This is a genomic window from Pseudomonas sp. NFX5, from assembly GCF_049132125.1.
GTDB classification, from domain to species: Bacteria; Pseudomonadota; Gammaproteobacteria; order Pseudomonadales; family Pseudomonadaceae; genus Aquipseudomonas; species Aquipseudomonas marginalis.
This window is the reverse complement of sequence record NZ_JAFMZG010000045.1, coordinates 43,242-57,276: the sequence shown is the minus strand read 5'-3', so window position 1 is coordinate 57,276 and position 14,035 is coordinate 43,242. Positions and strand designations below refer to the sequence as shown.

General features: G+C 62.2%; 18 protein-coding genes. 10 read left to right on the top strand and 8 right to left on the bottom strand.

Features of this window, described 5'->3' with window-relative positions; genetic code table 11:
- The first annotated feature begins 23 nt into the window (after positions 1-23).
- Positions 24-809: a DeoR/GlpR family DNA-binding transcription regulator gene (locus J1N02_RS31780; protein WP_098479250.1), complete on the top strand. Its 786-nt coding sequence runs from the start codon at positions 24-26 to the stop codon at positions 807-809.
- A 320-nt stretch (positions 810-1,129) separates the two neighbouring features.
- On the opposite strand, the gene J1N02_RS31775 is transcribed toward J1N02_RS31780, so the two are convergent.
- Positions 1,130-1,564 carry a hypothetical protein gene (locus J1N02_RS31775; protein WP_027607156.1) on the bottom strand — a complete coding sequence of 145 codons (435 nt, stop codon included), beginning with the start codon at positions 1,562-1,564 and terminating at the stop codon, positions 1,130-1,132.
- A gap of 296 nt (positions 1,565-1,860) precedes the next feature.
- On the opposite strand from J1N02_RS31775, the gene J1N02_RS31770 reads away from it, so the two are divergent.
- The gene (locus tag J1N02_RS31770; RefSeq protein WP_027607157.1) at positions 1,861-2,421 is read left to right on the top strand and encodes a type 1 glutamine amidotransferase domain-containing protein; all 561 of its coding nucleotides are present in this window, start codon (positions 1,861-1,863) and stop codon (positions 2,419-2,421) included.
- A gap of 62 nt (positions 2,422-2,483) precedes the next feature.
- Here the strand turns inward: J1N02_RS31770 and J1N02_RS31765 are convergent, their stop codons facing one another.
- Positions 2,484-2,690: a PLD nuclease N-terminal domain-containing protein gene (locus J1N02_RS31765; RefSeq protein WP_027607158.1), complete on the bottom strand. Its 207-nt coding sequence runs from the start codon at positions 2,688-2,690 to the stop codon at positions 2,484-2,486.
- Positions 2,691-2,946: 256 nt separating this feature from the next.
- Here J1N02_RS31765 and J1N02_RS31760 point away from each other — a divergent pair, with 256 nt between their 5' ends.
- Positions 2,947-3,423: a hemerythrin domain-containing protein gene (locus J1N02_RS31760; protein WP_027607159.1), complete on the top strand. Its 477-nt coding sequence runs from the start codon at positions 2,947-2,949 to the stop codon at positions 3,421-3,423.
- Positions 3,424-3,491: 68 nt separating this feature from the next.
- Entirely contained in the window at positions 3,492-3,770 is a 279-nt protein-coding gene (locus tag J1N02_RS31755) for a hypothetical protein (protein WP_092357289.1), read from the top strand.
- Here the strand turns inward: J1N02_RS31755 and J1N02_RS31750 are convergent.
- Positions 3,759-3,968 (bottom strand): DUF3079 domain-containing protein, encoded by a 210-nt coding sequence (locus tag J1N02_RS31750; RefSeq protein ID WP_027607161.1) that lies wholly within the window; start codon positions 3,966-3,968, stop codon positions 3,759-3,761. The genes J1N02_RS31755 and J1N02_RS31750 overlap by 12 nt on opposite strands.
- Positions 3,969-4,147: 179 nt before the next feature.
- Here J1N02_RS31750 and J1N02_RS31745 point away from each other — a divergent pair, with 179 nt between their 5' ends.
- From J1N02_RS31745 to J1N02_RS31730, 4 genes are read left to right on the top strand one after another with little or no spacing between them, the layout of a single operon-like run.
- A complete protein-coding gene (locus tag J1N02_RS31745) occupies positions 4,148-4,678 on the top strand; it encodes an iron transporter (protein ID WP_092357291.1) in 531 nt (176 codons plus the stop codon).
- Positions 4,678-5,001, top strand: coding sequence for a cupredoxin domain-containing protein (locus tag J1N02_RS31740; RefSeq protein WP_146478371.1), 324 nt, complete (start codon positions 4,678-4,680; stop codon positions 4,999-5,001). The genes J1N02_RS31745 and J1N02_RS31740 overlap by 1 nt, the downstream gene beginning before the upstream one ends.
- A gap of 9 nt (positions 5,002-5,010) precedes the next feature.
- Positions 5,011-5,850, top strand: coding sequence for an FTR1 family iron permease (locus J1N02_RS31735; RefSeq protein ID WP_098479246.1), 840 nt, complete (start codon positions 5,011-5,013; stop codon positions 5,848-5,850).
- Positions 5,847-7,202 carry a 4Fe-4S binding protein gene (locus tag J1N02_RS31730; RefSeq protein ID WP_368964186.1) on the top strand — a complete coding sequence of 452 codons (1,356 nt, stop codon included), beginning with the start codon at positions 5,847-5,849 and terminating at the stop codon, positions 7,200-7,202. Before J1N02_RS31735 ends, J1N02_RS31730 begins: the two co-directional genes overlap by 4 nt.
- 526 nt (positions 7,203-7,728) lie before the next feature.
- On the opposite strand, the gene J1N02_RS31725 is transcribed toward J1N02_RS31730, so the two are convergent.
- The 5 genes from J1N02_RS31725 to J1N02_RS31705 all read right to left on the bottom strand — a co-directional run bounded on the left by J1N02_RS31725 (position 7,729) and on the right by J1N02_RS31705 (position 11,813).
- A complete protein-coding gene (locus tag J1N02_RS31725; RefSeq protein WP_027607192.1) occupies positions 7,729-9,150 on the bottom strand; it encodes a cbb3-type cytochrome c oxidase subunit I in 1,422 nt (473 codons plus the stop codon).
- Positions 9,151-9,153: 3 nt separating this feature from the next.
- Positions 9,154-9,594 (bottom strand): c-type cytochrome, encoded by a 441-nt coding sequence (locus J1N02_RS31720; RefSeq protein ID WP_414887606.1) that lies wholly within the window; start codon positions 9,592-9,594, stop codon positions 9,154-9,156.
- A gap of 645 nt (positions 9,595-10,239) precedes the next feature.
- On the bottom strand, positions 10,240-10,482 hold the full coding sequence (locus J1N02_RS31715) for a cytochrome C oxidase subunit IV family protein (protein WP_027607194.1): 243 nt from the start codon (positions 10,480-10,482) through the stop codon (positions 10,240-10,242).
- Between the two features lie 7 nt (positions 10,483-10,489).
- Positions 10,490-11,053 carry a cytochrome c oxidase subunit 3 gene (locus tag J1N02_RS31710; protein ID WP_421148311.1) on the bottom strand — a complete coding sequence of 188 codons (564 nt, stop codon included), beginning with the start codon at positions 11,051-11,053 and terminating at the stop codon, positions 10,490-10,492.
- A complete protein-coding gene (locus J1N02_RS31705) occupies positions 11,037-11,813 on the bottom strand; it encodes a CbbQ/NirQ/NorQ/GpvN family protein (RefSeq protein ID WP_027607196.1) in 777 nt (258 codons plus the stop codon). Before J1N02_RS31705 ends, J1N02_RS31710 begins: the two co-directional genes overlap by 17 nt.
- A 300-nt stretch (positions 11,814-12,113) precedes the next feature.
- On the opposite strand from J1N02_RS31705, the gene J1N02_RS31700 reads away from it, so the two are divergent.
- Complete coding sequence (locus tag J1N02_RS31700; RefSeq protein WP_368964262.1) at positions 12,114-13,682, top strand: cytochrome D1 domain-containing protein; 1,569 nt, start codon at positions 12,114-12,116, stop codon at positions 13,680-13,682.
- Between the two features lie 24 nt (positions 13,683-13,706).
- Entirely contained in the window at positions 13,707-14,021 is a 315-nt protein-coding gene (locus J1N02_RS31695; protein WP_027607198.1) for a c-type cytochrome, read from the top strand.
- Positions 14,022-14,035 lie beyond the last annotated feature (14 nt).

Here is a 14,035-nt window from a genome sequence, read left to right as displayed (position 1 = left end):
AACCCGCAAAAAAGCGCACAAACATGCACAACACCCATCACGCCATCGACCTGCCTTCCCTGCGCAAACAAAAGATCCTGTTACTGCTGGAACGCGACGGCAAAGTCACTGCCTCGGAGTTGGTGGAGCACTTCGCCGTGTCCCAGGACACCATCCGCCGCGACCTCGGCGAACTCGCCGCCGCCGGCCTGTTGCAGCGCGTGCACGGTGGCGCCCTGCCCCGGCCCAAGGACACCGGCAAGGACTTCTTCACCCGCGTCGGTGAGACCAATGAAGCCAAGCGTCAACTCGCGCAACTCGCCGCCGACCAGGTGCAAGACGGCCAGATCGTGCTGTTCGATTCCGGCTCCACCACCTTGCAGATCGCCCAGTCATTACCGCATTCGATCCGCCTCACGGTGGTCACGCCGTCACCGATGATCGCCATCGCCCTGGCCGACCACCGCGATGTAAAAGTGATACTTGCCGGCGGCCAACTCAACCCGGCCACCTTGTCCACCAGCGGTCACGAGGCGGTGCGCCTGATCCAGGGCATCAAGGCCGACCTGCTGTTTACCGGGGTGTGCGCACTGCATCCGCAAGTGGGCATCAGCTCGCTGCATTTTGATGAAGTCGCGGTCAAGCAGGCCCTGCTCGACAGCGCCTCCCATGTGGTGGCGGTGACCACGGCCGACAAACTCGGTGCGGTGGAACCGTTTGTGGTGGCGCCGTGCAACCGTATTCACACGTTGATCACCGAGTGGCATGTGCCGAGTGTGGAGGCGTATGAGCAGTTGGGGGTGGAGGTGTTGCGGGTGGAGGTCGAGTAGGTACAGGGCATCAAATGGCGGTGTGGCTGGCAGGCTTTGTTGTGGCCCGCGGACTTTTTGTGGTGGGCAAGCTTTTTTTTATGGTGAGCGGGCTTGTTGTGGTGAGCAGGCTTTTTGTGGTGAGCGGGCTTGCCCCGCGCTGGGGCGCGTAGCGGCCCCTCATAAGGCCACCGCCATTATCCTGCCTGCCTGAACGCGGTGACTGGTTTTAGGGCCGCTTCGCAGCCCAGCGCGGGGCAAGCCCGCTCACCACAGCAAGCCTGCTCACTACAAAAAAAGCTTGCTCACCACAACAAGCTCACTAGCCACAACAAGCCCGCTCACCACGACAGCACCTTGGCCGCATCGCGCATGAAAATCTCGATGGTCTTGGGCCCCACGCCGTCAAATTCACCCAGGCGCTGTTCGAACGCCTGGCGGTTTTCGCTGGCACTGCGGATATGGCTGATCTTGCCGGCGTATTCGGCGTTCAGCTTGGCACTCAGGTCCAGCAGGCGCTGTGCGGTGCTTTCGTCGTACCGCACGTAGTGGGCACGCCCCAACATCGCCACCAATTCCTTGGAGGTGCAATGTTGCAGCTTGCGCGCCGTATCGCGCCCCTCTTCTTCAACGATCACCTTGTAGGCCTGGGCCGCAATCGGTGCCTGGATGCGCTTGCCCATCAGGAAGCTGGCGACAAGCCACTTGAACAGGCTGGCGTCATCCCCAGGCTTGAGATCGATGCCCAGTTCAGCCGCTGAAATAGCCTTGGCCATGCTCAGTGCCCCAGCTTGCGCTCGGCATCATCCGCCCGTTCGTTGATGGCGTCGGCCTGGCGTTCGGTGTCCTTGATCGAGGTGGCGGTCACAGTGAAATCTCCTGGCAGTTGAAGGCCCGCGAAAGCGCCGGGCACTTATGCAGCAGAGGCCGGTGAGTTTCGATAGTTCAAGGAAATTTCCAGCACCAACCGCCCACGAAAAAAGCGCAAATTAATTTAAACCTTTGCCGCCCGGACTCGATCCACTCTCCCATATCGCCTCTTCAATCATCCCCCCTCAGGAGACACTCGATCATGAGCTCACACCTTAACGGCAAGAAGATTCTGGTCATCACCTCCAACACCGGCATCGAGCGCGACGAACTGCTCAAGCCCCTGGAAGCACTGCGCGGCCATGGCGCCACGGTGACCCACGCGTCCAGCAAAGGCGGCTCCACCCAGACCTTTGTCGGCGACACCGAGAAGGACAAAACCGTGGAATCCGACGTGCAGCTGTCGGACGTGGCCAGCAGCGACTTTGACGCCCTTGTAATCCCTGGCGGTACCGTCAATGCCGATACCCTGCGCCAGGACGCGGCGGCGCTGCGCCTGATCAAGGACTTTGCCCAAGCCGGTAAAACCATCGCGGCGATCTGTCACGGCCCATGGACGCTGATCGACGCCGGCGTAATCAAGGGCAAGACCCTGACCTCTTACAAAAGCGTGCGCATCGACCTGGAAAACGCTGGCGCGGCCGGGTGGGTCGATACCGCAGTCAAGCAATGCCAGGCCAATGGCTGGACCTTGATCACCTCGCGTACACCGGACGATCTGCCTGCTTTCAACGAGGCGATTGCCCAGGCTGTCGCTGGTTGAACCGCCAACGTTGAACGCAAAACAGGCGCCTTTCGGCGCCTGTTTTGCGTTACCCCTGCCACTCAGCTTTTACGCTGTTCCGGCATCTCCCGCTTGGGTCCGAACATGGCCCATGCAATCAAGCCCACCAGCGGTACGAAGATCAGGATCACCAGCCATAAGCCCTTGGTCTCCCAGCCACTGGTGCTGCGCAATACGATATTGATCGCCCACAATTCCAACAGCAGCAGAATCACCGCCAACGCAATCCAGATATATTGAATTTCCATGCTTCACCTCCTAGGTCGTATGCGTTAGTTCAAGCATCGGCCGCGAGGGTTCATTTAAATTTTCCTGGGTGGTGGAATGCAACGTGGTCCCAGGCCGACCATGCAACCTGCACGACAGGCGCTCTCTGCAATCCTCTTCAACCAATTGAATTGAAAGGCCAATTTAAAAACACTCAAGTTGGTACGCCTGATGCACCACTGCACGGGACGAGGCGTGCGTATCGACGCGCCCTGAGTTTCCCGTGAGGTGTCACCGATGAATGCCATTGACCTGCTCAAAGCCGACCACGAACGCGTAAAGGCCCTGTTGACTCAATTGAGTGAGTCCACCGAACGCGGGGTGAAAAAGCGCACCGAGCTGCTGGCCAAGCTGGAAGCGGAAATCAGCCTGCACACCAGGCTGGAAGAAGAAATCCTCTACCCGGCGTTCAGAAAGGCCGGCGGCAAGGAACAGGACATCATGTACCACGAAGCCAAGGAAGAGCACCGCACCGTCGACGCCCTGGTGCTGCCCGACCTGAAGCAGACCGAGCCGTCGACCACCGAGTTTTCCGGCCGCGTCAAGGTGGTCAAGGAATTGCTCGAACACCATATCGAAGAAGAGGAAACCGAGATGTTCCCCCAGGCCAAAAAGCTGCTGGGCAAGGCATTGCTTGAAGAGTTGGGCGCCGAAATGGAAGCCATGAAAGCGGCGCATAAAAAGTCGCAATCGAGCAAGCCGATGGCGGCTTGATCGAGGCAGGACCGGAGCCTGGAATTCATCCAGGCTCCTGATACATCCACACGATAGGGGATAGCGTCATGAAGACCAGATCGTCCCAACGGATTGTGCTTATCGTCGGCCTGTCGGCCCTGCTCGCCGGCCCCGCCCTCGCCGCCTTTGGCGATAACCCGGAACCTGCCGCCAACGCCTTGAGTGGCGACAGCGCCGCCGGCTCCGCCCTGCCACCGGGGACTTACCCCAGCAGCCCCTCGGACAGCGACAAAAAAACCAAGGACACCGCCAAACCGCCGAGCAAACCCGCCAGGCCGGCTGACACCCCTAAAGACGGCAAGGAAAAACCCCGCTCAGGCAGCTGAGGGCTCATCCGCCACCGGCGGCTCGGGCGCCAGCCCCCAGTCGCCATGCTCGTACCAGTCATCCCCGAGCATCTCGGCCGGGTGCATGGTGCGGTCGGCGCCATTGCCGCACGCCAGGTCGGCGGCCGCGCAGTAGCGGTCACAGCCCCAACAGATACGTTCGGGATGCTTGGGGTGCAGCGGGAAAGGCTTGGCCATGAGTCGACTCCCTGGCGACGAACACTCCCTGCAACCTACCCCCATACAGCCTGTACAACCTTGACCGGCATCAAGCCTGGCCAAGATGAAATATCCTCGGAACTTGACAAGAATCATTATTATTTACTGCTGACCTTCCTAGACTCGGGTTCTCTCTCCACACCCCTCAGGAAGCCTCCATGCGTACCCCTTCTTTGCTGTGCCTTGCCCTGCTGCTGAGCACCTCCGTGGCAGCTGCCAAGGAGTACCCCATCGGCGAACCGCAACACTGTCCCGGCCTGGAAATCGGCGCGGTGTACCTGCAACCGATCGAGATGGCACCCGCCGGCATGATGCGCGCCACGGCCGATTCCGATGTGCACCTGGAAGCCGACGTACGCGCCACGGCGGACAACGTCCAAGGGTTTCAGGAAGGCAGTTTCGTGCCCTACCTCAATCTGTCTTTCACCCTGAAGAAAACAGGCAGCGACACCCCCATCAGCGGCGACTTCCACGCCATGGTCGCCAACGACGGGCCGCACTACGGCGATAACGTCAAGCTGCAAGGCCCGGGCAAATACACCCTCACCTTCAGCGTATTGCCGCCTGCCGGCCACCACTCCCTGGGCCGTCATACCGACAAGGAAACCGGGGTCGCCCCGTGGTTCGAACGCTGCGAAGTGCACTATGAATTCGTCTACGCCGGCATCGGCAAAAAAGGCGGCTATTGATGCGCCGCGCCCTCTTGCTGGGCGGCCTGCTGCTAAGCGGCGCGGCAGTGGCGGCGCCGTTGCCCACCTATGCGTTGAGCCTGCAGGACGGTCACTTCGACCCGCCACAACTGGTGGTCAAGGCCGATGAGCGCTTCAAGATCGTGCTCAAGAACATCGGCCAAGGCCCGGCCGAATTCGAAAGCACGCCGTTGCGGGTCGAGAAGGTGTTGTCTGCGGGGGTGACCACCTTTGTAGTGATCCACCCGCTCAAGCCGGGGTTGTACCCGTTCTTCGACGAGTTCAACCCGCAATTGCCCGAAGGCAGCATCCTCGCCGAATAGGAGCCGTTGATGAATCAATCGATGTTTATTGTCTGGCGTGAAAGCGTCGAGGCCCTGCTGGTGATCGGTATCCTGCAGGCCTGGATCAGCCGCCAGGCCGGCCATGTGCAACTGGCCCGCTTCCTCTGGGCCGGGGTGTTGCTGGGGTTGCTGTGTTCGGCCGGGCTGGCCGGTTTGATGCTGTGGGCCGGCGACGCCATGACCGGCCCACAGGGCGAGTGGCTGCAAGCGGCGCTGACCCTGTTGGCCAGCGGCTTGATGGTGCAGATGGTGTTCTGGATGCACCGCAACGCGGCCACGCTCAAACACAGCCTGGTACGCGAGGCCGACGCGCGCCTGGCGCGCCAGGGCGGCTGGGGCGTGTTGTTACTGGCGCTGCTGGCGGTGAGCCGCGAAGGCAGTGAAACCGTGGTGTTTTTGTATGGCGCCGGTGCACGCCTGCACGATGAGGCGCAAGGCCTGTTCGCCGTCGGCAGTGTGCTCGGCCTGGCACTGGCGGGGCTCACCGTGCTGCTGTTGCGCGGCAGTCGGCGCTTTATCTCCTGGTCACTGTTTTTCGCCCTCAGCGAGGTGCTGCTGTTGCTGCTTGGCGGGGCCTTGCTGGTCGCGGCCGTGGACCGTATCAGCGGGCAACTGCTGGGCATGGACATGCCCGAGTGGGTCTACGCCGCCTTCGGTGACAGCCGCTGGGACAGCAGTGCACTGCTCAGTGACAGCCATGGCCTCGGCGCACTGCTGGCCGACTTTGCCGGCTACCGCGCGGCCCCCAGCCTTATCACCGTATTGGTACTGCTCGGCTACTGGCTATGGGTGGGCAACGGCTTGCGTCGCGCCCGGCACGCGGCATGAGCTGGCTGCAGCAACTGGGCGATGGCATGCGCCGCCATGCCCGGCTGATTCGTGCCATGCAATGGGCGGTGGTGCTGGCGTATGCCGTGCTGCTGGTACTGCCCGCCGCGCTGCCGTTGCCGGATAGCCAGGCGCGCATGGTGAACAACCTGACGCTGCTGGCGCAATTTATCTTCTGGGGGATCTGGTGGCCGTTCGTGTTGCTGTCGATGGTGCTGTTCGGGCGCCTGTGGTGCGGCATGCTGTGCCCGGAGGGTTCGCTGAGCGAGTGGGCCAGCCAGCACGGGCGTGGCCTGGGCATACCGCGCTGGCTGCGTTGGGGCGGCTGGCCGACCCTGGGCTTTTGCCTCACCACGCTCTACGGCCAGTTGATCAGCGTGTACGACTATGCCCAGGCAGCATTGCTGATCCTGGGCGGCTCGACGTTGGCGGCGGTGGCGGTCGGCCTGCTGTTCGTGCGCGGCAAGCGCGTGTGGTGCCGTTATCTGTGCCCGGTCAGCGGCGTGTTCGCCCTGCTCGCCCGCCTGGCGCCGGTGCATTTCGCCGTGGATGAACAGCGCTGGAAAGCCAACGACGCCCCGCGCCTGCCGCTGCCCAACTGCGCGCCACTCCTGGACATCCGCCGCCTGCAGGGCGCCAGCGACTGCCACGCCTGTGGCCGTTGCAGCGGACAACGCGGCGCGGTGCAACTGATCGCCCGCTCCTGCAATCAGGAAATTCTCCAGGCGCCGCGTCAACCCGGCTCGCCGTGGGATGCGCGCCTGCTGCTGTTTGGCGTGATCGGCCTGGCCATGGGCGCGTTCCAATGGACCTTGAGCCCGTGGTTTATCGCGCTGAAACAGACACTCGCCGAATGGCTGGTGAGCCGCGACTGGCTGTGGCCGTTGCAAGACAACGCGCCGTGGTGGCTGCTCACCCACTACCCGCCACTCAACGACAGCTTCAGCTGGCTCGATGGCCTGTGCATCCTGCTGTACCTGGCTGGCAGCGCACTGCTGCTCGGCGGTGGCTGCTGGCTGCTGCTGCGCCTGGCCGCGTCTGTGGCCGGCGATCGCGCACTGTTTCGGCCCCTGGCGCTGACACTCACGCCCCTGGGTGGTGCAGGGCTGTTCCTGGGGCTGTCGGCGACGACGGTGAAGTTGTTGCGCTATGAAGGGTTGGCATTGGCGTGGGTGCAACCGGCTCGTGCACTGGTGTTGAGCGCGGCGATTGGCTGGTGCTTGTGGTTGGGGTGGCGACAGCTCCAGGGGCTTGGAATCCGGCGCCGTTGCCTCGGGTGGTTGTGCGTACTGCTGAGCAACGGCCTGGTGGGCTATGGCTGGTGGTTGCAGTTCTGGGGGTGGGCTGGCTGATGCACACCGATCCAAATGTGGGAGGGGGCTTGCCCCCGATGAGGGTGGGTCAGTGATACTTGGGTTGACTGACTCACCGCTATCGGGGGCAAGCCCCCTCCCACATTTTTAACCGAGTACACCAGACACAACTCCGGTCGGCTCTAAGGCCGCCGCGCTTTGGCTTTTGATCTCAAATCGCCCCGTCAAACACGCTGGCCGAACGCAGGCTTTGGAGCGTGGGTAACCCGGCAGGACGCCGGGTTAGCCGCGCTGGGCCAAGGATGGCCCATCGCGGCGGCCCACGCTCCAAAGCCTTCGTTCGGGCACACCGAGCCTAGGCGAGGTGCCGAGTGTTGGGGCGAAGCGTTTTTGGTTACTTTTGGCGCTCTTCCAAAAGTGACCCGCTGTAAGAGCGGAACCCTAAGCAGCCGTTACCGCAGCAACGGATATGTACTCCCCCCCAAAAAGCGGTCGGCCCACAGGCCGCCATCGGGGGCAAGTCGAATCGTCGCACCGCCCCTCCCACATTTGGACCGCGTTACCTTCAGTAGACGATCGGTACCGGTGCTCCAGCCATCCGGGCGCGTTGCCGGAAGCTGCACAGGTAGCAGGCCAGCCCGAGCAGGAACACCACCCCACTGACCAACCGCGCCCAGAACAGTCCCTGCAAATGCTCCACCGTGGCCATGAACGGCAAGGCCACCCCATCCACCTGCCAGCGTTGCAGCCAGACCTGCACGGCCCCGGCGGCGGTGAGGAACAGCGTGATCATCACCATCGACAGCACCATCATCCAGAAGCCCCGGATTTCGAGGGTCTGCGAACGCGCGTCCGGCGCTTCACCGATACCGCGCAGGCGGGGCATGGCGTAGCTGATCAGGGTCATCACGATCATGGCGTAGGCACCGAAGAACGCCAGGTGCCCGTGGGCGGCAGTGAGTTGGGTGCCGTGGGTGTAGAAGTTGACCGGTGCCAGGGTGTGCAGGAAACCCCACACGCCCGCGCCGAAGAACGCCGTGACCGTGGTGCCCTTGGCCCACAACGTGGCCGCGCGGTTAGGGTGCTGGCGCCGACGTTGCTTCACCATGGTGAAGGCGAACATCACCATCGCCAGGAACGGCAGCGGCTCCAGGGCCGAGAAGATCGAACCGACCCACAGCCACACCTCGGGCGCGCCGATCCAGAAGAAGTGGTGACCGGTGCCGATGATCCCGGTGATCAAGGCCATGGCGATGATCACGTACAGCCATTTCTCCACCACTTCACGGTCGACGCCGGTGACCTTGATCAGCACGAAGGCCAGCATCGAGCCCATGATCAGCTCCCACACGCCTTCGACCCACAGATGCACCACCCACCACCAGTAGAACTTGTCCCGCGCCAGGTTGCCGGGGTTGTAGAAGGAGAACAGGAAGAACACCGCGAGGCCGATCAGCCCGGTCATCATCACCATGCTGACGGTGGTCTTGCGGCCCTTGAGCAGGGTCATGCCGATGTTGTACAGAAAGCCCAGACACACCACCACGATGCCCATTTTGGTGATGGTCGGTTGTTCCAGGAACTCACGCCCCATGGTCGGCAGCAGCTCGTTGTGGGTCAACTTGGCCAGCGCCGCATACGGTACCAGCAGGTAGCCGAGGATGGTCAACACCCCGGCGGCGGCGAACACCCAGAACAGGACGATCGCCAGTTTCGGGCTGTGCAGCTCGCGTTCGGCCTCCTCGGGCACCAGGTAGTAGGCCGCGCCCATAAAGCCGAACAGCAGCCACACGATCAGCAGGTTGGTATGGACCATCCGCGCCACGTTGAAGGGGATCAACGGGAACAGAAAGTCGCCGATCACGTATTGCAGGCCCATGATCAAACCGAACAGCACCTGACCGAGAAACAGGATCAGGGCGAACACAAAGTAGGGTTTGGCCACGGCCTGGGATTGGAATTTCAAGTATGGATTGGCACTGCGCATGGCTCAGCCCTCCTTGTTCGGTGGCCAGTTATTGGTATTGATCCTCGAGCTCCATTTGAGGAACTCGGCCATATCGTCCACCTCCTGGTCGCTGAGATTGAATTGCGGCATGGCCCGTCGCCCCGGTACACCCAGGGGCTGCATTTTCATCCAGGCATGCAGGAACGGCTTGAACCCTTCTTCGCCGCCCCGGCGCTTGAACACATTGCCCAGCTCCGGCGCGAAATAAGCGCCCTCGCCCAGCAAGGTGTGGCAGCCGACGCAGTTGTTGCGCTCCCAGACGCCTTTGCCGCGCACGACAGATTCGGTGAGTTGGTCGACGTTGCTGCGGGCGGGAAAGGTTTGTTCGGTGTGGTAGGTCAGGGCCAGGAAAATCAGGAAGAAGAACACGCTTCCTCCGAAATAGATATTCCTGGCCATGCCCTTGGTGAAGGTCTCTGACATGGTCGCTTCCTCATGGCTTGGCCAGGGAATGATAGGGAGGTGGGGGGTGGAAACTGCTTGATGGCGATCAAGAAATGTTGATGGTTTTGGTGGGGTATTTTTTTGGGGGTTGGGTTGGGTACATATCCGTTATTTAGGTAACGGCGGCCTATGGTTCCGCTCTTACAGCGGGTCACTTTGGAAAAGAGCCCCAAAGTAACCAAAGGGCTCTTGCCCCAACACTCGGTGCCTCGCCTAGGCTCGGCATGCCCTCACTCCGGCTTGAATCCGTGGGCCGCCGTCATGGGCCATCCTTGGCCCAGGACGGCTAACCCGGCGTCCTGCCGGGTTACCCACGGATTCAAGCCTGCGTTCGGCCAGCGTGTTTGACGGGGCGCCCAGGATCAAGATCAAAAGCCAGAGCAAAAGCAGAGCAAAAGCAGGCTGAGGCCTGCCTGCTGGATGGAGATCCAAATGTGGGAGGGGGCTTGCCCCCGATGAGGGAGTGTCAGTTGATGGATTTGGTACTGACCCACTGCAATCGGGGGCAAGCCCCCTCCCACATTTTTAACCGAGTACACCAGACCCAACACCGGTCGGCTCTAAGGCCGCCGCGGCTTGGCTTTTGATCTGGAGTGAGGGCATACCGAGCCTCGTAAGCAGCCGCTACGCAAATAACGGATATGTACTCAGTAAAGCGACCACAACCACCCCCCACCCCAGCATCAAAAATCTCCACAACACTGGCCCACGCCGCAACGCCATAAACCCATCCACAATCACCCACCCCTTGACCACCGCCAGCAGCAACACCGCCCACCACAACCCGGACGCCCCCGTCAGCACAGTGCCAACGCTCAGCACCACCAACATCAGCCAACACAGGATCAGCGTCCGGGAACCCGTCATACACACCTCAGCGAATCACATAGACCAGCGGAAACAACACCACCCACACCAGATCCACCATGTGCCAATACAGCACCCCCGACTCCAGCCCGCCGACCGACAGCCCGCCGCGCCAGCAGCCCAGCGCCAGCCACCCGAGAATCACCATCCCCAGCAGCACATGCAGGAAATGAAACCCCGTGAGTATCCAGTACAAGGTAAAAAACGTGCCGTGCTCCAGGCCCAGTCCGGCAGCGCCCAGGTGGGCGTACTCGCCAAGCTTGATCCCCACATACACCAGCGCCACCAACAACGCCGCGACGAACAAACCGGCGCCGCGTCGCCAGCACTGCAATCGCACCTGCTGCACCGCCAACGAGGCCAACAAGCCTGCGGTCAGCAGGCTCAAGGTCATCGCCAACCCGGTCGAGGTATCCAGCTGTGCGCGCCCGGCGGCAAACAGCTCGGGCTTGAGCGCCTGGGTCACGGCAAACGTGAGGATCAGAATCGCGAACACCAACAGCTCGGCGAGGATAAAAAACCACATCGCCAGGTCGCCTGGCAGCCGGCGCGGTTCAGGCAAAGTGCACATCCACCACGTCCATCAGCGCGGCGACGGTCTGCGGGTCGTCGCTCAGCGGTTCGGCCAGGCACGCCAGGCAGGCTTCGCGCGGGCTCATGCCGGCGCCGATCAGGCGGGCGGTGAAGATCAGCAGCCGGGTGGAGGCCACCTCCTCCAGGTCATGCTGGTCAAGCCGACGCAGCGCCTGGCCCAGGCGCACGACCTGGGCGGCCAGCGCCACATCCACACCGGCCTCGCGGGCGACGATGCGTTCTTCGTCGGCCACCGGCGGGTAACCAAACCGCATCGCCACGAAGCGCTGGCGGGTGCTGGGTTTCATGCCCTTGAGCAGGTTCTGGTAGCCGGGGTTGTACGACACCACCAGCATGAACGACGACGGCGCCTTGAGCACTTCGCCGGTGCGTTCCAGGAACAGTTCGCGGCGTTCATCGGCAATCGGGTGCAGCACCACGGCGGTGTCCTGGCGCGCTTCCACCACTTCGTCGAGGTAGCAGATCCCGCCTTCGCGCACGGCGCGGGTCAGTGGGCCGTCCTGCCACCAGGTGCCGTCGGTGCCGATCAGGTGGCGGCCGAGCAGGTCGGCGGCGCTGAGGTCGTCGTGGCAGGCCACGGTGTACAGAGGCAGGTTCAGGCGGTGCGCCATGTGCTGCACGAAGCGCGTCTTGCCACAGCCCGTGGGGCCTTTGATCAGCACCGGCAGGTGGTGGCGCCAGGCGTGTTCGAACAGCTGCTGTTCGTTATCCAGCGGTTGGTAGAAGGGCTCGGTCATCACGCGTACTCGCAACGGGTTCGGCCCCCACGCTAAGGGCCCCTGCGACAACCTGGCAAGCACGTACAACGGCAAACTTGATCGCCGTCAAGCGAGCCTTGCGCGACTGCAACATAGTCTTGCCTGGCACTAAGAACCTGCGCTCTACCCCGCCTTCGCCGGGCATCGCAAAGGTCTTGCCTGAGGAGATATGGAATGCTGACTCGCAACAGAAAACCCTGGGTCCTGAGTCTTGCCAGCCTGAGCTGCGCCCTGGCCCTCGCATTGCCCATCAACGCCCATGGCGACGCGCCGACCGGGATGGTGAAAAGCCCCGGCGCGCCGGATATGAGCCAGGCTGAGTTCGACGCCTCCAAGCAGACTTACTTCGAACGCTGCGCCGGCTGCCACGGTGTGTTGCGCAAAGGCGCCACCGGCAAGCCGCTGACCCCGGACATCACCCAGGCCCGTGGCCAGGCGTATCTGGAAGCGCTGATCACCTACGGTTCCCCGGCCGGCATGCCCAACTGGGGCACGTCCAATGCGCTGACCAAGGCGCAGATCACCAGCATGGCCACCTTCATCCAGCACACCGCGCCCACCCCGCCGGAATGGGGCATGGCCGAAACCCTCAAGACCTGGAAAGTGCTGGTCAAACCCGAAGACCGGCCGAAAAAACAACTGAACACCCTCAACCTGCAAAACCTGTTCTCGGTCACCCTGCGCGACGACGGCAAGATCGCCCTGGTGGACGGCGACACCAAGCAGATCATCAAGCTGATCGACACCGGTTACGCCGTGCATATCTCGCGTATCTCCGCGTCTGGCCGCTACCTGCTGGTGATCGGCCGCGATGCCAAGATCGACATGATCGACCTGTGGCCCCTGGAGCCGACCAAAGTCGCCGAGATCAAGGTGGGCATCGAGGCCCGCTCGGTGGAAACTTCGAAGTTCAAGGGCTATGAAGACAAGTACGCGATTGCCGGTTCCTACTGGCCGCCGCAGTTCACCCTCATGGATGGCGAAACCCTGGAGCCCAGGCAGATCGTGTCCACTCGGGGCATGACCGTCGATAAGCAGGAATACCACCCCGAACCCCGCGTGGCGGCGATCATCGCCTCCCACGAGTGGCCGGAGTTCATCGTCAATATCAAGGAAACCGGCAAGGTGATGCTGGTCAATTACCAGGACATCAAGAACCTCACCATCACCACCATCGACGCCGCGCCGTTCCTGCATGACGGCGGCTGGGACAGCACCCACCGCTACTTCATGACCGCCGCGAACAACTCCAACAAGGTCGCGGTGATCGACTCCAGGGAGCGCAAGCTCACCGCGTTGGTGGAGGTCGGCAAGACCCCGCATCCCGGCCGTGGCGCCAACTTCAATCACCCAAAATATGGGCCGGTATGGGCCACCAGCCACTTGGGCGACGGCGGTATTTCGGTGATCGGCACCGACCCGGTCAAGCACCCGCAATACGCCTGGAAACAGGTGGAATCCCTCAAGGGCCAGGGCGGCGGTTCGCTGTTTATCAAGACCCACCCCAACTCCCATCACCTGTATGTCGACACCACCCTCAACCCCGACGCCAAGCTCAGCCAGTCGGTGGCGGTGTTCGACATCAACCAGTTGGACAAGGGCTACACCGTGCTGCCGATTGCCGAGTATTCGGGCATCAAGCAAGGCGCGCTGCGGGTGGTGCAACCGGAATACAACAAGGCCGGTGACGAGGTGTGGTTCTCGGTGTGGAACGGCCAGACCGAAGAGTCGGCGCTGGTGGTGATCGATGACAAGACCTTGAAGCTCAAGCAGGTGATCCGCGACAAGCGCCTGATCACGCCGACCGGAAAATTCAACGTCTACAACACCCAACACGACATTTATTGAGCCCCATCAACACGAGGTCACCGAATGAAAAATATGCTCCTCGCACTGCTGGCATCCGCCGCTGCGCTCAGCCTGCAACCGGTGTTGGCACAAGACGGCCCGGGGTTGTTCAACAGCAAACCCTGTGTGGGCTGCCACACGATTGACAGCAAACTGGTGGGGCCGGCCTTGAAGGACGTCGCCGCCAAGAATGCCGGCGTGAAAGACGCAGCCACCACCCTGGCCAGCCACATCAAGAACGGCAGCCAGGGCAACTGGGGACCGGTGCCGATGCCGCCGAACCAGGTCACCGATGATGAAGCCAAGGTGTTGGCCGATTGGGTCCTGACCTTGAAATAAGCACAAGGAGCACG